Origin of the sequence: Pseudomonas sp. P20 (assembly GCF_016463925.1) — a bacterium.
Lineage (GTDB): Bacteria > Pseudomonadota > Gammaproteobacteria > Pseudomonadales > Pseudomonadaceae > Pseudomonas > Pseudomonas aeruginosa.
Genome location: NZ_JAEMVM010000018.1, coordinates 180 through 18611 on the forward strand (window position 1 = coordinate 180; position 18432 = coordinate 18611).

At 66.7% G+C, this 18432-nt stretch carries 16 protein-coding genes; 10 read left to right on the plus strand and 6 right to left on the minus strand.

Annotated features, from left to right (window positions below):
• The first annotated feature begins 366 nt into the window (after positions 1-366).
• From pstS to JHD77_RS22295, 7 genes are all read left to right on the plus strand, one after another.
• Positions 367-1338: a phosphate ABC transporter substrate-binding protein PstS gene (gene pstS / locus JHD77_RS22265; RefSeq protein ID WP_003096673.1), complete on the plus strand. Its 972-nt coding sequence runs from the start codon at positions 367-369 to the stop codon at positions 1336-1338.
• A 422-nt stretch (positions 1339-1760) separates the two neighbouring features.
• A complete protein-coding gene (locus JHD77_RS22270) occupies positions 1761-3794 on the plus strand; it encodes an ABC transporter permease subunit (RefSeq protein ID WP_003121319.1) in 2034 nt (677 codons plus the stop codon).
• A gap of 19 nt (positions 3795-3813) precedes the next feature.
• On the plus strand, positions 3814-5490 hold the full coding sequence (pstA, locus tag JHD77_RS22275; protein ID WP_003096667.1) for a phosphate ABC transporter permease PstA: 1677 nt from the start codon (positions 3814-3816) through the stop codon (positions 5488-5490).
• Positions 5491-5505: 15 nt separating this feature from the next.
• Positions 5506-6339 (plus strand): phosphate ABC transporter ATP-binding protein PstB, encoded by an 834-nt coding sequence (pstB, locus tag JHD77_RS22280; RefSeq protein ID WP_003096663.1) that lies wholly within the window; start codon positions 5506-5508, stop codon positions 6337-6339.
• A 95-nt stretch (positions 6340-6434) separates the two neighbouring features.
• On the plus strand, positions 6435-7163 hold the full coding sequence (gene phoU, locus JHD77_RS22285) for a phosphate signaling complex protein PhoU (protein ID WP_003096661.1): 729 nt from the start codon (positions 6435-6437) through the stop codon (positions 7161-7163).
• 118 nt (positions 7164-7281) lie between these two features.
• Positions 7282-8184, plus strand: coding sequence for a response regulator (locus tag JHD77_RS22290; RefSeq protein WP_003096657.1), 903 nt, complete (start codon positions 7282-7284; stop codon positions 8182-8184).
• A gap of 115 nt (positions 8185-8299) precedes the next feature.
• A complete protein-coding gene (locus JHD77_RS22295; protein WP_003096656.1) occupies positions 8300-9199 on the plus strand; it encodes a peptidoglycan DD-metalloendopeptidase family protein in 900 nt (299 codons plus the stop codon).
• 34 nt (positions 9200-9233) lie between these two features.
• Here the strand turns inward: JHD77_RS22295 and JHD77_RS22300 are convergent, their stop codons facing one another.
• The 3 genes from JHD77_RS22300 to phoB form a co-directional block, all read right to left on the minus strand.
• On the minus strand, positions 9234-10574 hold the full coding sequence (locus JHD77_RS22300) for a hemolysin family protein (RefSeq protein WP_003096655.1): 1341 nt from the start codon (positions 10572-10574) through the stop codon (positions 9234-9236).
• Between the two features lie 102 nt (positions 10575-10676).
• Positions 10677-12008, minus strand: a complete 1332-nt coding sequence (gene phoR, locus JHD77_RS22305) for a phosphate regulon sensor histidine kinase PhoR (RefSeq protein WP_003121316.1) — start codon at positions 12006-12008, stop codon at positions 10677-10679.
• A 72-nt stretch (positions 12009-12080) separates the two neighbouring features.
• Positions 12081-12770, minus strand: a complete 690-nt coding sequence (phoB, locus tag JHD77_RS22310) for a phosphate regulon transcriptional regulator PhoB (RefSeq protein ID WP_003096653.1) — start codon at positions 12768-12770, stop codon at positions 12081-12083.
• A gap of 176 nt (positions 12771-12946) precedes the next feature.
• Between phoB and JHD77_RS22315 the strand changes: the two genes are divergently transcribed.
• Positions 12947-13330 carry a COG4315 family predicted lipoprotein gene (locus JHD77_RS22315; RefSeq protein ID WP_003096652.1) on the plus strand — a complete coding sequence of 128 codons (384 nt, stop codon included), beginning with the start codon at positions 12947-12949 and terminating at the stop codon, positions 13328-13330.
• A gap of 23 nt (positions 13331-13353) precedes the next feature.
• Here the strand turns inward: JHD77_RS22315 and ubiA are convergent, their stop codons facing one another.
• The 3 genes from ubiA to glcC all read right to left on the minus strand — a co-directional run bounded on the left by ubiA (position 13354) and on the right by glcC (position 15642).
• Complete coding sequence (gene ubiA / locus JHD77_RS22320; RefSeq protein ID WP_003104612.1) at positions 13354-14244, minus strand: 4-hydroxybenzoate octaprenyltransferase; 891 nt, start codon at positions 14242-14244, stop codon at positions 13354-13356.
• A 26-nt stretch (positions 14245-14270) separates the two neighbouring features.
• Positions 14271-14807, minus strand: a complete 537-nt coding sequence (locus tag JHD77_RS22325; RefSeq protein WP_003114374.1) for a chorismate lyase — start codon at positions 14805-14807, stop codon at positions 14271-14273.
• Positions 14808-14886: 79 nt separating this feature from the next.
• The gene (gene glcC, locus JHD77_RS22330) at positions 14887-15642 is read right to left on the minus strand and encodes a transcriptional regulator GlcC (RefSeq protein WP_003096643.1); all 756 of its coding nucleotides are present in this window, start codon (positions 15640-15642) and stop codon (positions 14887-14889) included.
• Between the two features lie 204 nt (positions 15643-15846).
• On the opposite strand from glcC, the gene glcD reads away from it, so the two are divergent.
• Positions 15847-17346, plus strand: coding sequence for a glycolate oxidase subunit GlcD (gene glcD, locus JHD77_RS22335; protein ID WP_009877269.1), 1500 nt, complete (start codon positions 15847-15849; stop codon positions 17344-17346).
• Positions 17346-18425 (plus strand): glycolate oxidase subunit GlcE, encoded by a 1080-nt coding sequence (gene glcE, locus JHD77_RS22340; RefSeq protein ID WP_009877268.1) that lies wholly within the window; start codon positions 17346-17348, stop codon positions 18423-18425. The genes glcD and glcE overlap by 1 nt, the downstream gene beginning before the upstream one ends.
• Positions 18426-18432: the final 7 nt, after the last annotated feature.

Sequence of the window (18432 nt, forward strand, 5' to 3'; positions counted from 1 at the left end):
TTTTGCTTTTGCGCGCGGAAAAAGGCGTGCTTCCTCGCTTCTTTTCTCGACTGCGAATGCCGGCGGCGACTGTCACAATTGCCCTGGAAACTACCCATCCTGCATGAAACGGATGGACGGCTACCTCCCCCAGGCGGATCGAAAACGCGCTCCAGAGGGCCTCCCGGGCTCCTCCGTGAAAGGCTGGAGCCCTTGTGTTTCCAGGCTTTTAGGGGTGTGGCAGGGCTTCTCCCAAGGCTTGCGGAAAAATGTCGGAAGGCTGATGGCATTTCATCCAACTGTCATATTCCTTTCATAGAGTCTTCATGCGGCCTGACGATACTGGCCCCCGTTCCATCCAACCCCATCCTGTCCAAGGAGCAAGGCATGAAACTCAAGCGTTTGATGGCGGCCCTGACGTTCGTCGCCGCAGGCGTAGGCGCCGCTTCCGCGGTAGCCGCGATCGACCCGGCGCTGCCGGAATATCAGAAAGCCAGCGGTGTGTCGGGCAACCTGTCGAGCGTCGGCTCCGACACTCTGGCCAACCTGATGACCATGTGGGCCGAGGAGTACAAGCGCCTCTATCCGAACGTGAACATCCAGATCCAGGCTGCCGGTTCTTCCACCGCGCCGCCGGCCCTGACCGAAGGCACCGCCAACCTGGGCCCGATGAGCCGCAAGATGAAGGACGTCGAGCTGCAGGCTTTCGAGCAGAAGTACGGCTATAAGCCGACCGCCGTCCCGGTCGCTGTCGACGCCCTGGCGATCTTCGTGCACAAGGACAACCCGATCAAAGGCCTGACCATGCAGCAGGTCGATGCGATCTTCTCCGCTACCCGCCTGTGTGGCAGCAAGCAGGACGTGAAGACCTGGGGCGATCTGGGCCTGACCGGTGACTGGGCGAAGAAGCCGGTGCAACTGTTCGGCCGCAACTCGGTTTCCGGCACCTACGGCTACTTCAAGGAAGAAGCCCTGTGCAAAGGCGACTTCCGTCCGAACGTCAACGAGCAGCCGGGTTCGGCTTCCGTGGTGCAGTCGGTCAGCCAGTCGCTGAACGGCATCGGCTACTCCGGTATCGGCTACAAGACCGCCAGCGTGAAGACCGTGGCCCTGGCCAAGAAGGAAGGCGCTGCCTTCGTCGAGGACAACGAGCAGAACGCCCTGAACGGCACCTATCCGCTGTCGCGCTTCCTCTACGTCTACGTGAACAAGGCGCCGAACAAGCCGCTGGACCCGCTGGAGGCTCAGTTCCTCAAGCTGGTTCTGTCCAAGACCGGCCAGCAGGTCGTGGTCAAGGACGGCTACATCCCGCTGCCGGCCAAGGTGGCCGAGAAGGCGATCAAGGAACTGGGCCTGTAATCCAGTGACTTGAGCGGATGGCCCAGCGATGGGCCGTCCAGGCATGAAGGCTCTGCCGGCGGGCGCTAGGATCCGCCGGCCTTTCCCGCCAGCGAGGCTCTGCTGGCGGGCTTTGTTGCGTCATGTTGCTGTCATCTGTCTGTCATACAGAGCCTTTAGGGTGTCACCCCATGAACGACATGGCCAACTCCCCGATGAACTCCTCCCTTGCTCCCGAGCGGATTGACTTCAATACGCCAGCCCTGCAACGCAAGCGCCGCATCCGTGCCCTCAAGGACCGCCTGACCCGCTGGTACGTGCTGGTCGGCGGCCTGGCCGTGCTGGCGGCGATCACCCTGATCTTCTTCTACCTGGCCTACGTCGTGCTCCCCCTGTTCCGCGGCGCCGACCTGGAGACCCGCGAAGCGCTGACTCCGGCCTGGATGCAGCAGGCGCAGGTGCCCCTGCTGCTCAGCATCGAGGAGCAGAACCAGGTGGCCATGCGCGTCGGCGGCCAGGGCGAGATTCTCTTCTTCAACGCCAAGACCGGTGTCGAACTGAAGCGTGTCGCTCTGCCGCTTCCGGCGGGCAGCGAGATCCGCTCGATCGCCCAGGACCAGCCGGGCAGCCCGACGGTCGCCCTGGGCCTGTCCAACGGACAGGTGCTGGTGTTCCAGCACACCTACAAGGTCACCTACCCGGACAACAAGAAGACCATCACCCCGGAGATCGCCTTCCCCTACGGCGAGACCCCGATCGGTCTCGATCCGCAGGGCCGCCCGCTGGAGCATGTGAGCATCAATGCCGGCGACGACAGCCTGCTGCTGGCTGGCTCCGTCGACAAGCAACTGCTGCTGTTGAGCATGACTCGGGAAGAGAACATGCTGACCGGCGAAAGCACGCTGGACGAGGAGCGCATCGAACTCCCGCAGATCGCCGAACCGGTGAAAGCCATCTACCTCGACCCGCGCAAGCAGTGGCTGTACGTGATCAACGGACGTGCCACCGCCGATGTGTTCGACCTGCACAGCCGCCAGTTGAACGGTCGCTACAAGCTGCTGGAAGACCCCAACGCCGAGGTCACCGCGAGCACCCAGCTGCTGGGCGGCATCTCGCTGCTGGTGGGCGACTCCAAGGGTGGCATCGCCCAGTGGTTCATGGCTCGCGATACCGACGGCGAACCGCGCCTGTCGCACGTTCGCGACTTCAATCTGGATGGCGCGCCGATCAGCGCCATCGCTCCGGAACAACGGCGCAAGGGCTTCATCGCCCTGGACGAGAAGGGCAACCTCGGCGTCTTCCACAGCACCGCGCACCGTACCCTGCTGGTCCAGCCGGTCGCCGACTCTTCCGGGGTCATCACCCTGTCGCCGCGGGCCAACCGCCTGCTGCTGGAGCAGGGTGGCAAGATCCACCGCTTCGCCCTGAGCAACCCGCACCCGGAAATCTCCTGGAGCGCGCTCTGGGGCAAGGTCTGGTACGAGAGCTACGACAAGCCGGCCTACGTCTGGCAGTCCACCGCCGCGACCACCGACTTCGAACCGAAGCTGAGCCTCTCGCCGCTGACCTTCGGCACGCTCAAGGCCGCCTTCTACGCGATGATCCTGGCAGCTCCGCTGGCCATCGCGGCCGCCGTCTACACCGCCTATTTCATGGCTCCGGCGATGCGCCGCAAGGTCAAGCCGGTGATCGAGCTGATGGAGGCGCTGCCGACGGTGATCCTCGGCTTCTTCGCCGGCCTGTTCCTGGCGCCCTACGTCGAAGGCCACCTGCCGGGTGTGTTCAGCCTGCTGTTGCTGACGCCGCTGGGCATCCTTCTTGCCGGCCTGCTCTGGAGCCGCCTGCCCGAGCGTATCCGTCTGAGCCTGCCGGCCGGCTGGGAAGCCGCGCTGCTGATCCCGGTGGTGCTTGCCGTCGGCGCCTTCGCCCTGTGGCTGAGCCCGCACCTGGAGACCACCTTCTTCGGCGGCGACATGCGCCTCTGGCTGAGCCACGACCTGGGCATCACCTACGACCAGCGCAATGCCCTGATCGTCGGGCTGGCAATGGGCTTCGCGGTGATCCCGAATATCTTCTCGATCGCCGAGGACGCCATCTTCAGCGTGCCGCGCAGCCTCACCTACGGCTCCCTGGCACTGGGCGCCACGCCCTGGCAGACGCTGACCCGCGTGGTGATCCTGACCGCCAGTCCAGGCATCTTCTCGGCGCTGATGATCGGCATGGGCCGCGCCGTCGGCGAGACCATGATCGTGCTGATGGCGACCGGCAATACCCCGGTGATGGAAGTGAATATCTTCGAGGGGATGCGCACCCTGGCGGCCAACGTCGCGGTGGAGATGCCCGAGTCGGAGGTCGGCGGCAGCCACTACCGCGTGCTGTTCCTCTCGGCGCTGGTACTGCTGACGTTCACCTTCGTGATGAACACCCTGGCAGAGCTGATCCGTCAGCGTCTGCGCAAGAAATACGCGTCGTTGTAAGCGGCGGAGGTATAGCTCTGTGAAACAGAAACAGGAAACCGTCAAAGCCTGGTTCGGCAGCGGCTCGCCCTGGGTGTGGATGAACGCCGGCGCGGTGTCGATCGCGGTGATCATGACCATCGGCCTGCTGGCGGTGATCGCGGTACGCGGCCTCGGCCACTTCTGGCCGGCGAACGTCATCGAGGCGACTTACCAGATCCCTGGCGAAGCCGCCAAGACCGTGATCGGCGAGGTGGTCCAGGCCGAGGAAGTGCCGCGCGCGCGCCTGCGCAGCGCCGGCATGCCGGTCCCGGAGGCCGGCCCCGAATTCATGACCCGCGAGCTGCTCAAGCTGGGCAACCGCGAGCTTTACGGCAGCGATTTCTCCTGGGTCGTCGGCGAGTGGCTGCAGGACATCAAGCGTCCCGAAGCGCTGATGGTTCTCGAACGCCGCGAGTGGGGCAACTTCTACGGCTACCTGCTGAGCGTCAAGGAGAACGGCCAGGTGGTCGCCGAAGGCGACGCCGCGGTAGGCGAACTGCAGAAGCGCATGCAGCGGGTGGATGACCTCTACGCCAAGCTCTACAAGCTGGAGAAGGGCGACATCGGCGGGATCAACCACGGTCTCGAGCGCCTGCGCCTGAAAGAGCGCAAGTTGCAGTTGGACGGCAAGCTGGACGCCGCCGCCCAGGCCGACCTGGCCGCCGAGCGCAGCGAGTTGCAGGCGCGCTACAAGGTCCTGGAAGAGCAGCTCAACGGCCTGCACCAGGAGTTCAACCGCGACAGCGTGGTAATGCGCGACGCCAGCGGCCGCGAGAGCGAAATCACCCTTGGCAAGCTGGTGCATGCCTACCAGCCCAACGCCATGGGCCTGGGCACCAAGATGACGGTGTACTTCAAGAAGCTCTGGGAGTTCCTCAGCGACGATCCGCGCGAGGCCAATACCGAGGGCGGTATCTTCCCGGCGATCTTCGGCACCGTGATGATGACCCTGGTGATGGCGCTGATCGTCACCCCGTTCGGCGTGATCGCTGCGGTCTACCTGCGCGAGTACGCCAAGCAGGGGCCGCTGACCCGGGTGATCCGCATCGCCGTGAACAACCTCGCCGGCGTACCGGCGATCGTCTACGGCGTGTTCGGCCTGGGTTTCTTCGTCTACGTGCTGGGCGGTTCCATCGACCGGCTGTTCTTCCCCGAGGCCCTGCCGGCGCCGACCTTCGGTACCCCCGGGCTGTTCTGGGCCTCGCTGACCCTGGCGATCCTCGCCGTGCCGGTGGTGATCGTCGCCACCGAGGAAGGCCTGGCGCGGATTCCGCGCGCGGTCCGCGAAGGCTCCCTGGCGCTCGGCGCGACCAAGGCGGAAACGCTGTGGAAGATCGTCCTGCCGATGGCCAGCCCGGCGATGATGACCGGCCTGATCCTCGCCGTGGCCCGTGCCGCCGGCGAAGTGGCGCCGCTGATGCTGGTCGGCGTGGTGAAACTGGCACCGTCGCTGCCGGTCGACGGTAACTATCCGTACGTGCATCTCGACCAGAAGATCATGCACCTCGGTTTCCATATCTACGACGTCGGTTTCCAGAGCCCCAACGTCGAGGCCGCACGGCCGCTGGTATACGCTACGGCGTTGCTGCTGGTCGTGGTGATCGCCCTGCTGAACTTCTCCGCCATCGCGATCCGCAATCGCCTGCGCGAGAAGTACAAGGCCCTGGAAAACTGATTGAGGGAGCTTCCCATGCAAAACGAGACCGCCAGCCACGGCATCAACTTCGATGCGCTCGGCCGCGACCGCCAGAGCCTCGACCTGGCTTCCGAAAGTGTCGAACTGGAAGTGCCCGGGCTGAACCTGTTCTACGGCGCCAAGCAGGCCCTGTTCGACGTCCGGATGAACATTCCGAAGCAGCGCGTGACCGCCTTCATCGGCCCGTCCGGCTGCGGCAAGTCGACCCTGCTGCGCTGCTTCAACCGGATGAACGACCTGGTGGATGGCTGCCGCGTCGAAGGCGAGATTCGCCTCGATGGCCACAACATCTTCGCCAAGGGCGTCGACGTCGCCGAGCTGCGCCGTCGCGTCGGCATGGTGTTCCAGAAGCCCAACCCGTTCCCCAAGAGCATCTACGAGAACGTGGTCTACGGCCTGCGTATCCAGGGCATCAACAAGAAGCGCGTACTTGACGAGGCCGTCGAGTGGGCGCTGAAGGGGGCTGCGCTGTGGGAGGAGGTGAAGGATCGCCTGCACGAGTCCGCCCTCGGCCTGTCCGGCGGCCAGCAGCAGCGCCTGGTGATCGCCCGGACCATCGCGGTGGAACCGGAAGTGCTGCTGCTCGACGAGCCGTGCTCGGCGCTGGACCCGATCTCCACGCTGAAGATCGAAGAGCTGATCTACGAGTTGAAGTCGAAGTTCACCATCGTCATCGTTACCCACAACATGCAGCAGGCCGCGCGGGTTTCCGACTATACGGCGTTCATGTACATGGGCAAGCTGATCGAGTTCGGCGACACCGATACGCTGTTCACCAACCCGGCGAAGAAGCAGACCGAAGACTACATCACCGGCCGCTACGGCTAGCGGCGCGTCCGGAGGCGCGGCGATACCGCTGCCTCCGGCGCTCTCCGTAGCTCGTTGATGTCACCGGTCGCAGCGGCTCCAGAAGGATTCCCCACATGATCAACAAAGACAGTCTCACCCATCACATCTCCCAGCAGTTCAACGCCGAGCTGGAGGATGTGCGCAGCCACCTCCTGGCCATGGGCGGGCTGGTGGAAAAGCAGGTCAACGACGCGGTCAACGCGCTGATCGACGCCGACTCCGGCCTCGCCCAGCAGGTCCGCGAGATCGACGACCAGATCAACCAGATGGAGCGCAACATCGACGAGGAGTGCGTGCGTATCCTCGCCCGGCGTCAGCCGGCGGCCTCCGACCTGCGCCTGATCATCAGCATCTCGAAGTCGGTGATCGACCTCGAGCGGATCGGCGACGAGGCCTCCAAGGTCGCCCGCCGCGCCATCCAGCTGTGCGAGGAAGGCGAGTCGCCGCGCGGCTACGTCGAGGTTCGGCACATCGGCAGCCAGGTACAGAAGATGGTGCAGGAGGCACTGGACGCCTTCGCCCGCTTCGATGCCGACCTGGCGCTGTCCGTGGCGCAGTACGACAAGACCGTCGATCGCGAATACAAGACCGCCCTGCGCGAGCTGGTCACCTACATGATGGAAGACCCGCGGGCGATATCCCGCGTGCTCAACATCATCTGGGCCCTGCGCTCGCTGGAGCGCATCGGCGACCATGCGCGCAACATCGCCGAGCTGGTGATCTACCTGGTTCGCGGCACCGACGTTCGCCACATCGGCCTGACCCGCATGAAGGAAGAGGTCGAGAACAACCGCGGCGAGTGATCTTCCGCAGGCAAGGCTCCCTTGACCTGGAGCCTTGTTTCTTCGCGCGACTGCAGCAAGGCTTGGCATCCTGCCAGCAGGGGAGGCTATCCTAGGCGGACCTGTCCAGGAGAAGTCGATGAGCAAAGTCAGCGCGCTAGTGGTGGATGACGCCCCCTTCATCCGAGATCTGATGAAGAAAGGGTTGCGCGACAACTTCCCCGGCCTTCATATCGAGGAGGCCGTGAACGGCCGCAAGGCCCAGCAACTGCTCAGTCGGCAGAACGTCGACCTGATCCTCTGCGATTGGGAGATGCCGGAGATGTCCGGCCTCGAACTGCTGACCTGGTGCCGTGCCCAGGAAAACCTCAAGACTACCCCGTTCATCATGGTCACCAGTCGCGGCGACAAGGAGAACGTGGTCCAGGCGATCCAGGCCGGGGTGTCGGACTACATCGGCAAGCCATTCTCCAATGACCAACTGGTGGCCAAGATCAAGAAGGCCCTGAGCCGCAGCGGCAAGCTGGAAGCCCTGGCGGCCCACGCGCCGCGCCGGGAGATCGCCAGCGGCATGGCCAACGATTCGCTGGCCGCCCTGACCGGTGGTCGCGCCGAGGTGATCAAGCCTGCCGCCAGTCCGGCAAAACCGGCCCCCGCGCCGAAGCCGGCTTCGGCTCCCCAGGCCAGCGCGCGTCCCGCCGGCAGCGGCAACCCGCTGGGGCAGGCGCAATTGCGCCTGCCGCAGAGCAGCATGCCCTGCGTGATCAAGGCGGTCAGTCTGAAGGAAGCGCAACTGGTGGTGAAGCGCGCCGACCCGTTGCCGCAGGTGCTGGAAAGCGCGGTGCTGGACCTCGAGGAAAACAGCGACGTGGCGCGCCTGAACGGCTACCTGCACGCCATCGCCGCGCTGGAGCCGAAGCCGGATAGCGATTGGCTGCTGTTGACCCTGCGTTTCGTCGACCGCGACCCGCAGAAGCTCGACTACCTGTCGCGCCTGATCGCCCGCGGAAGTACCCAGAAGCACTACGTTCCCGGCGCCTGAGCGGTTTTTTCCCGACGATCCGTTCACAGCCCGCTCGCTGTCGTCTCGCCCTGGCAATAAAGCGCTGCTAGTCTTGCCGATTCGGGATAACCAGAACGACACGATCCGTGCAGTCATGCTAGGGCGCCTTCTCCTTCTCTGTGGCCTGTTCGCCGCGGCAGCTCCGGCTGCGGCCCTGACCATCTACAAGTACACCGACGCCAATGGCGTGGTGACCTACTCCGACCGCGCCGTGGCCGGGGCGCAGGTGTTCGTCTTCCGCGACCGGATGGTCGAGCACCTGGAACGGGAAGTGAAGCTGGAGACGAAGAAGCACGCGGGTGGCGAGACCCTGCAGGTGCGCAACGACCTCTACGCGCCGGTCGAGGTCGAGTTGCGGATCCGCAACCCGCGCAATGCCGTCGGGGTGCCCGACGGGCCGATTCGCTGGGTGGTCCCGGCGCGCAGCCAGGTGCGCCTGGCGACCCTGGCGCCGCGCAAGGCCGGCAAGCCGATGAGCTACACCCCGAAGCTGCGTTACGCGCTCGGCGACCCGCGCCAGCAGCCGCTGCTCTATCGCTATCCGCTGCCCTGGCGCGGCGGGCCGTTCCGCCTGTCCCAGGGCGCCAATGGCAAGTACAGCCACTTCACCCCCAAGGGCCGCTACGCGATGGACATCGCCATGCCCGAGGGCACGCCGATCATCGCTGCCCGCGGCGGCACCGTGGTGAAGATCGAGAACAACCAGAGCGGGCGCGGCAACAATCCCTCGGGCAACTTCGTCCGCATCCTGCACGACGACGGCACCATGGGCGTCTACCTGCACCTGATGCGCCATTCGGTACTGGTCGCCGAGGGCCAGCGGGTCCAGGTCGGCACGCCGCTGGCGCGCTCCGGCAACACCGGCAACAGCAGCGGGCCGCACCTGCACTTCGTGATCCAGCGCAACGTCGGCCTGGCGCTGGAGTCGATTCCCTACGACTTCGCCCAGCCGGTCGACAGCCTGCCGAACTTCGCCATCGTCCGCGAGCCTTGAAAAGTCGCCGGCGCCGTGGCGGCGCCGGCTCGTCTCAGTCGAGCTTGACCACCTTGGCCAGGACGATCTTCGGACCGCGCATCTTCTTCACGATGATCCGCAGGCCCTCGGTGTCGAGGACTTCCTCTTCCTCCGGCACCCGCTTCAGGGTGTCGTAGACCAGCCCGGCGAGAGTGTCCGCCTCGACATGATCGAGGTCGATGCCGAGCAGGCGCTCGAGCTTGAACAGCGGTGTGTCGCCGCGCACCAGCAGCTTGCCCGGCTGGTAGGCGAGGATGCCGCGCTCGGTCTTGCGGTGTTCGTCCTGGATGTCGCCGACCAGCACTTCCAGCACGTCCTCCATGGTCAGGAAGCCGACCACCTTGTGATCGGCCTCTTCCACCACGGCGAAGTGCGCGCCGCCCTTGCGGAACTGCTCCAGCAGGCGCGACAGCGGGGTGTGCTTGGTGACGATCTCCAGCGGGCGCACCAGTTCGTCGAGGTCGAAGGTCTCCGGCAGGCTGTCCAGGGCGGACAGCGCCAGCAGCAGGTCCTTGATGTGCAGCAGGCCGATGAACTCGCCCTTGTGGCTGTCCCAGACCGGGTAGCGGCTGTACTTGTGGCGGCGGATCACCGCGAGGATGTCCGCCAGCGGCGCGTCGTGCTCGAGGTAGACCAGGTCTTCGCGGGAGTTGGCCCAGTCGACCACCTCCAGTTCGCCCAGCTCCACCGCCGAGGCCAGCACGCGCATGCCCTGGTCGCTGGGGTCCTGGGCGCGGCTGGAGTGGAGGATCAGCTTCAGTTCGTCGCGGCTGTAGTGATGCTCGTGGTGCGGGCCGGGCTCGCCCTGGCCGGCGATCTTGAGGATGGCGTTGGCGCTGGCGTTGAGCAGCCAGATCGCCGGGTACATCAGCCAGTAGAAAAGGTACAGCGGCACCGCCGTCCACAGCGACAGCAGTTCCGGTTTGCGGATCGCCCAGGACTTGGGCGCCAGCTCGCCGACCACGATGTGCAGGTAGGAAATGATGAAGAACGCGGTGAAGAAGGAGATCCCGCGGATCAGTTCGTCGGAATGCACGCCGATCATCGCCAGCAGCGGTTCCAGGAGTTCGGCGAAGGCCGGCTCGCCGACCCAGCCCAGGCCCAGGGAGGCCAGGGTGATGCCCAGCTGGCAGGCGGACAGGTAGGCGTCCAGCTGGTTGTGAACCTTGCGCAGGATGGCGCCGCGCCAGCCGTGCTGCTTGGCGATGGTTTCCACGCGGGTGGCGCGGAGCTTGACCATGGCGAACTCGGCGGCGACGAAGAAGCCATTGAGTAGGACGAGGAAAAGCGCGAAGAGGATCAGGCCGGCATCGGCGAAATAGGTGGCGATGCTGGTACTAGGAGAAGGGTCCATGGGGGTGTGCGGTAGCCAAAAGGCCCTTAAGAATGAGGGGCTGTGTCGTCGCTTGCAAGCCTTGGCCGTGCCGACGCCGGCGGCGCGGCACCGCGACGAGGCTCACTTCGGCGCCTTGCGCTCGGCCTCGGCGACCTGCGCCGGGGCGAAATGGCAGGTGAAGGTGCTGCCCTTGCCGGGCACGCTGCTGATTTCCAGGCGCGCGCGGTGGCGGATCAGCACGTGCTTGACGATGGCCAGGCCGAGGCCGGTGCCGCCGGTGTTGGAGGCGCGGCTGGAGTCCACCCGGTAGAAGCGCTCGGTCAGGCGCGGCAGGTGCTTGGGGTCGACGCCGATACCGGTGTCCTGCACCGACAGGTGCGCGCCCTGTTCGTCGGCCCACCAGCGGATGCGGATCTCGCCTTCGTCGGGGGTGTACTTCACCGCGTTGAATACCAGGTTGGAGAAGGCGCTGCGCAGTTCCGCCTCGCTGCCCTTGAGCTGCACAGCGGGTGCGGCGTCCAGGCTGATGCGGTGGTTGCGCCCGGCGGACAGGGCCTGGGCGTCGTTACGGATGCTGGCGAGGAGAGCGTCCACCGCCACCGGCTTGTTGTCGCCGGGGTAGTCGGTGGCCTCCAGCTTGGCCAGCAGGAGCAGGTCGTTGAGCAGGTTCTGCATGCGTCCGGCCTGCTGCTGCATCTGCTGCAGGGCGCGCAGCCAGCGCGGGTTCACATCCTCGACGTTGTCGAGGAGGGTCTCCAGGTAGCCGGCGATCACCGTCAGCGGCGTGCGCAGCTCGTGGGAGACGTTGGCCACGAAATCCTTGCGCATCTGCTCCAGCTGGTGGACGCGGGTGACGTCGCGGACCAGCATCAGGTGCTCGCGGTTGCCGTAGAGGGTGATGTGGAATTGCAGGCGCAGGCGCTCGTTGATCGGCGAGGGGATTTCCAGCGGCTCGCGGTAATCCTCCTGGTCGAAGTATTCCTTGAAGCGCGGATGGCGGATCAGGTTGCTCACCGGCTGGCCACCGTCCTGCGGGGTCTTCAGGCCGAGCAGGTTTTCCGCGGCGAGGTTCCACCATTCCAGGTTGCCGTCGCTGTCGAGCATGATCACCGCGTCACGCAGGGCCGCGGTGGACTCCTGGATCCGGTCGATCACCGCCTGCAGGCGGCCACGGGCGCGCTGGTTGCGGCGTTGCAGGTGGTAGATATTGTCGAAGACTTCGCCCCAGAGGCCGTAGCTGTCCGGCGGTGGCTCGTCTGGCTGGTGGTTGCGCAGCCACTGGTGCAGGCGCAGTAGCTGCCAGAGGGTCCAGCCGAGGTAGAGAGCCAGGCCGAGGGCCAGGGCCCAGCCGTAATGGCCGCTGACCACGCCGAGCACGAGGCTGGCGGCCAGCACGAGAAGCAGGTGGCGGATCAGCGCTCCACGCCAGTCTTGGTTCACGACGGATTGCATCCTGTCCAGTGGCGGTCCGTCACGGACCGTCCAGGGGAAACGACTCCGGCCGCCGGGCGGCCGGGAGCGGGGTCAGCTCTTGGTGGAGAAACGATAGCCGGTCCCGCGGACAGTCTGAACCAGATTTTCGTAGACCTCGCCGAGCGCCTTGCGCAGGCGGCGGATATGCACGTCGACGGTGCGCTCCTCGACATAGACGTTGCCGCCCCAGACCTGGTCCAGCAGTTGGCCGCGGGTATAGGCGCGTTCCTGGTGAGTCATGAAGAACTGCAGCAGGCGGTACTCGGTGGGGCCCATCTCGGCCGGCTTGCCGTCGATGGTCACGCGGTGGCTGATCGGGTCCAGCAGCAGGCCGCCGACCTCGATCGGCGCCTCGCTGTCGCCAGGCCCGGTGCGGCGCAGCACGGCCTTCAGGCGGGCGACCAGCTCGCGGGGCGAGAACGGCTTGGTGATGTAGTCGTCGGCACCGACCTCCAGGCCCTGGATCTTGTTGTCCTCCTCGCCCTTGGCGGTGAGCATGATGATCGGGATGTCGACGGTCAGTTCGTCACGCTTCAGGCGTCGCGCCAGTTCGATGCCGGAAGTGCCGGGGAGCATCCAGTCGAGCAGGATCAGGTCCGGCTTGCGGTCGACGATCACCGCGTGCGCCTGCTGGGTATTTTCCGCCTCCAGGCACTCGTAGCCGGCCATCTCCAGGGCCACGGCGATCATCTCGCGAATCGGTGCTTCGTCATCAACGATGAGGATTGTCTTGCCAACCATGGTCTTGCCTCGGGTCGATCTGTCTTGCGCCGCATTAGATAACGAAATTGTGTCAGGTATGTGACACAACGGCGTAGTTTCCGCCGACTGCCCGCGGCGGGGCTATGCTCAACAGGTTCCGGTGCCGTCCCTGCGGGCGGCGAACGCTCCACCTGAAGACACAGGAGAGAGACGCGATGAACAGAATCCACCTGGCGCTGGGTCTGGCGCTGGCCCTGCCGGCGTTCGCCGCGCTGGCCCAGGAAACGGTGGCGCCGGCCACCGAGAAGGACGGCGTGCTGGTCGATGGCAAGGGCATGACGCTCTATACCTACGACAAGGACAGCGAAGGGCAATCCGCCTGTTCCGGGCAGTGCGCGAAGAACTGGCCGCCGCTGGCAGCGGCCCAGGGAGCGCAGGCCAGCGGCGACTGGAGCCTGGTCGCTCGCGAGGACGGCACCCAGCAGTGGGCCTACTACGGCAAGCCCCTTTATACCTTCATCCAGGACAAGAAGCCTGGCGACAAGAACGGTGACGGCAAGATGGGCGCCTGGCACGTCGCCCAGCCGGACATGGACTAGATGGTCGCCGGCCTGCGCGCCGCTCAACGCAGCGCGTAGTCGGCGACCGTGCCGAGGAAGATCGCCAGGCCAGCCCAGTGGTTGTGCAGGAAGGCGCGGAAGCAGGCCTGCGGGTCGCGGTCGCGGGTCGACCAGGCTTCCCAGACGAAGCAGGCCGCCGCCACCGCCAGGCCGAGGTAGAAGCACAGGCCCAGTTCGAAGCGGTTGCCGGCCAGCACTAGCAGGAGCAGGGTCAGGCCCTGCAGGCTGCCGATGATCAGGCGGTCGGCATCGCCGAAGAGGATTGCGGTGGACTTGATGCCGATCTTCAGGTCGTCCTCGCGGTCGGTCATCGCGTAGTAGGAGTCATAGGCGACCGTCCACAGCACGTTGGCCAGGAACAGCAGCCAGGCGCTGGCCGGCAATTCGCCGCGCTCGGCGGTGAAGGCCATCAGGATGCCCCAGGAATAGGCGGCGCCCAGCACCACCTGCGGATAGTAGGTGTAGCGCTTCATGAAGGGGTAGAGCGAGGCCACGGCTACCGCGCCGAACGACAGCCAGACGGTCGTTGCATTGGTCAGCAGGACCAGGCCGAAGCTCAGCGCGACCAGGACGGCGAAGGTGATCCAGGCCTCGCGCACGCTGATCTTGCCGGTGGCCAGCGGGCGCGCCTTGGTGCGTGCGACATGGCCGTCGAAATTGCGGTCGGCGAAATCGTTGATCACGCAGCCGGCGGCGCGCATCAGGATGACGCCGAGGACGAAGATCAGCAGGTTCTTCAGTTCCGGCACGCCGTCCGCGGCGATCCACAGCGACCAGAGGGTCGGCCAGAGCAGCAGGTAGATGCCGATCGGCCGGTCCAGCCGCACCAGTTGGACGAAGTCCCAGGCGCGGGGGTGCAGGCGGGCCAGCGGCTTGATCAGGGTGACGAACATGGGGACCTCCGGAGTCGACCGGGGGATTATACGTCGGCGATTCCCGCCTGGTCCCACAGGCGCGGTAGGTACACCTCCGCCACCAGCACCCCGAGCGCGCCGCGGGAAAACCGTGAGCGACGGCCCCAGAGACCCTCGGCGCGGACCTCGGCGGGCAGACCGGCCGCCGGATAGCGGCAGACTTCGATGGGCCCGCGCTCGAAGGCGCTGTCGCTGAACAGCAACTCGCCCAGCGAGCGGGTGCCGAGCAGCGCCAGGTCGAAGCCCGAGCCTTCCAGGGCGCTGCGCGCCGCCACGCTGCGGGCGAACACCCAGGGACGGTCGTGGCCATGCAGGTAGACCTCGCGGACCCAGCCGCTACTGCCGGTAGGGACGTCGAGCCCCTGGCATTCGTCGTCGCGCAGGGTCTGCCAGCCTTCCAGCAGGGGTTCGACGCGGAACGCGCCGTCGGCCAGGGCGGTCAGGCGCCGGGTCAGCGACCCCTCGTCGAACAGCCAGTCGAGGACGGCGGGGGAGACGCTTGACAGTTGGTCGGCGCGAAGCCAGAGCGCATTGCTGGGCATGACGGGACTACGAGACGGCGGCAGAAGGCGGCGAGGGTAGCACGTTCGGCCGGCGGCCGGTCTGCGACGCGGTGGCGCGTCACCCCCAGCCGTTCAGGCGCAGGGTGGCGCGGACCAGGCGCTGTTCTTCCTGCTCGATCTCCCGCAGGTTGTCGCGGATGCTGTGGATATGTTCGCGCGCCGCCCGTTGCGCCTGGTCCGGCTGGCGCTCGCGGAGGGCCGCGTAGAGGCGCGCGTGCTGGCGGTCGATCTGGCGTTTCTGCGGCGGCCGGTGATAGAGGTTGTTCACTGAGGCGAACACCGTGCTCAGCAGCAGTTCGTTGAGCGATTGCAGGGTATGCACCAGCACCGGATTGTGCGATGCCTCGCTGATCGCCCGGTGGAACGCGTGGTCGCGGCGGGCGTGCTCGCGGGGATCGATCGGCTGGGTTTCCTCGTGGCTGGCGAGCATCTCTTCGTAGCGTCGGGCGAGCAGGACGAAGTCTGCCTCGGTGCCGCGTAGCGCTGCCAGGCGGGCCGCCTCGCCCTCCAGCAGGGCGCGGACTTCGAGCAGGTCGTAGAGGGTGCGCGGCTGGGAGCCGAACAGGTGCATCAGCGGGCTGGCGTCGGCGTTGCGGTCGAGGTCGGCGACGAACGACCCACGGCCATGCTCGGTGTCGATGATGCCGCGCCCGCGCAGCGCCCGCAGGCCCTCGCGCAGGGCCGAGCGCGAGCAGCCGAGCTTGGCCACCAGGCGCCGCTCGGACGGCAGAGCCTGGCCGACCTTGAGCACGCCGTCGACGATCAGCCGCTCGATACGCTCTGCGACCTGGTCGGCCACCCGCTGTTTCTGCATGGAAGCTCCCGTTGCACTGGTAGGACCAGTTGGCTGTCGTTACTCACTATAGAAGCTCAGGGACTTTCTAGCATGCGCCTCATGCCCATGGCTCCTGGTGATACTGGTAGGACCAGTTAGACGCCTGCTGGACCCCGGCGTCCGCGCGGTACAGGCTGGGGACGCTTGCTGATCCCGCCGACAACCACAACAAGGACAGCCGCCATGAACATCCTCTACGACGAGCGTCTGGACGGTCCGCTGCCGCAGGTGGACAAGGATGGCCTGCTGGCCGAGTTGCGCCTCCGCCTGCCCGACCTCGAACTGCTGCACGCCGCGGAAGACCTACGTCCCTACGAGTGCGACGGACTCTCGGCGTATCGCTGCACGCCGTTGCTGGTGGCATTGCCGGAACGCATCGAACAGGTTCAGGGCCTGCTCGCCCTCTGCCATCGGCTGAAGGTGCCGGTCGTGGCGCGCGGTGCCGGCACCGGCCTGTCCGGCGGCGCGCTGCCGCTGGAGAACGGCGTGCTGCTGGTGATGGCGCGTTTCCGGCGGATCCTCGAGATCGATCCGCTGGGTCGTTTCGCCCGGGTCCAGCCTGGCGTGCGCAACCTGGCGATCTCCCAGGCCGCTGCCCCTCATGGTCTGTACTACGCACCGGACCCGTCCTCGCAGATCGCCTGCTCCATCGGCGGCAACGTCGCGGAGAACGCCGGCGGCGTGCATTGCCTGAAGTACGGCCTGACCGTGCACAACCTGTTGCAGGTGGACATCGTGACCCTGGAAGGCGAGCGCCTGAGCCTGGGGTCCAGCGCCCTGGACAGCGCCGGCTTCGACCTGCTGGCGCTGTTCACCGGCTCCGAAGGGCTGCTCGGCGTGGTGGTGGAGGTCACCGTCAGGCTGTTGCCGCGCCCGCCGGTGGCGAAGGTCCTGCTGGCCAGCTTCGACGATGTGGAAAGCGCCGGGCGGGCGGTGGCCGACCTGATCGGTGCCGGCATCGTCCCGGCCGGGCTGGAAATGATGGACAACCTGTCGATCCGCGCCGCCGAGGATTTCATCCACGCCGGTTACCCGGTCGACGCGGCGGCGATCCTGCTCTGCGAACTGGATGGCGTGGAAGCCGACGTGCACGAGGATTGCGAGCGGGTCCGCGAGCTGTTCGAGGCGGCTGGCTCCACCTCGGTGCGACAGGCCCAAGACGAGGCCGAGCGCCAGCGCTTCTGGGCCGGGCGCAAGAATGCGTTTCCGGCGGTCGGGCGGATTTCCCCCGATTACTACTGCATGGACGGCAGCATCCCGCGCCGCGAGCTGCCGCGGGTGCTGCATGGCATCGCCGAGCTTTCGCGCGAATACGGCCTGCGGGTGGCCAACGTATTCCACGCCGGCGACGGCAACATGCACCCGCTGATCCTCTTCGACGCCAACCTGGCGGGCGAGCTGGAGCGCGCCGAAGCGCTGGGCGGCAGGATCCTCGAGTTGTGCGTGGCGGTAGGCGGCAGCATCACCGGCGAACATGGCGTCGGCCGCGAGAAGATCAACCAGATGTGCGCTCAGTTCAATGCCGACGAGCTGACCCTGTTCCACGCCGTGAAGGCGGCGTTCGACCCGGCCGGGCTGCTCAATCCCGGCAAGAACGTGCCCACCCTGCATCGCTGCGCCGAGTTCGGCGCCATGCACGTCCGCCACGGTCGACTGCCGTTCCCCGAACTGGAGCGTTTCTGATGAGCCAGCCGTATTTCGATCCGGACGCTGGCGCCGACCATGCCGGCGCGCTGCTCGAGCGGGTCCGCGACGCCCTGGCGCGGCGCGCGCCGCTGCGCATCGTCGGTGGCGATAGCAAGGCGTTCCTCGGCAGGCCGGTTGCGGGCGAACCGCTGGCGCTCGCCGAACACCGTGGGATCGTCGCCTACGATCCCTGCGAACTGGTGATCACCGCCCGTGCCGGTACGCCGCTGGACGAGCTACAGGCCGTGCTGGCGCGCGGCGGGCAGATGCTTGCCTGCGAGGCGCCGGGTTTCGGCGGCCGGGCGACGGTCGGCGGGGTGCTCGCCAGCGGCCTGTCCGGACCGCGCCGGCCCTGGGCGGGAGCGGTACGCGATTGCGTCCTCGGGACGCGGCTGATCAGTGGCCTGGGCACCCACCTGCGCTTCGGCGGCGAGGTGATGAAGAACGTCGCCGGCTACGACCTGTCGCGGTTGCTGGCGGGCAGCTTCGGTTGCCTCGGGGTGGTCACCGAAGTGTCCTTCAAGGTGCTACCCATGCCGCGCTGCCAGGCCGGCCTGAGCCTGGACCTGCCGGTGGCGACGGCGTTGCGCAAGCTGGCCGAGTGGGGAGGCCAGCCATTGCCGATCAGTGCGGCCTGCCACGACGGCGAAGCCCTGCGCCTGCGCCTGGAGGGCGGCGAGGGCTCGGTACGCTCGGCGCGCGACCGCCTCGGTGGCGAAGCGCTCGAGGACGGCTTCTGGGCCGACCTGCGCGAGCAGCGCCTGCCGTTCTTCGACGACCCGCGACCGCTCTGGCGCCTGTCGCTGCCGGCGCTGGCGCCGGAGACGCCGTTGCCCGGTCGTCAGTTGCTGGACTGGGGCGGGGCGCTGCGCTGGCTGAAAAGCGACGCGCCGGCCGCGGACATCCGTGCGTGGGCCGCCGCCCATGGCGGTCACGCCACCTGCTACCGCGCCGGCCATCTCGATGCGCCGTTCCAGCCGCTACCGCCTGGACTGCTCGGCCTGCACCGGGCACTCAAACGCCAGCTCGACCCGCAGGGCATCTTCAATCCCGGGCGGATGTACGCCGAACTCTGAGGAGGCG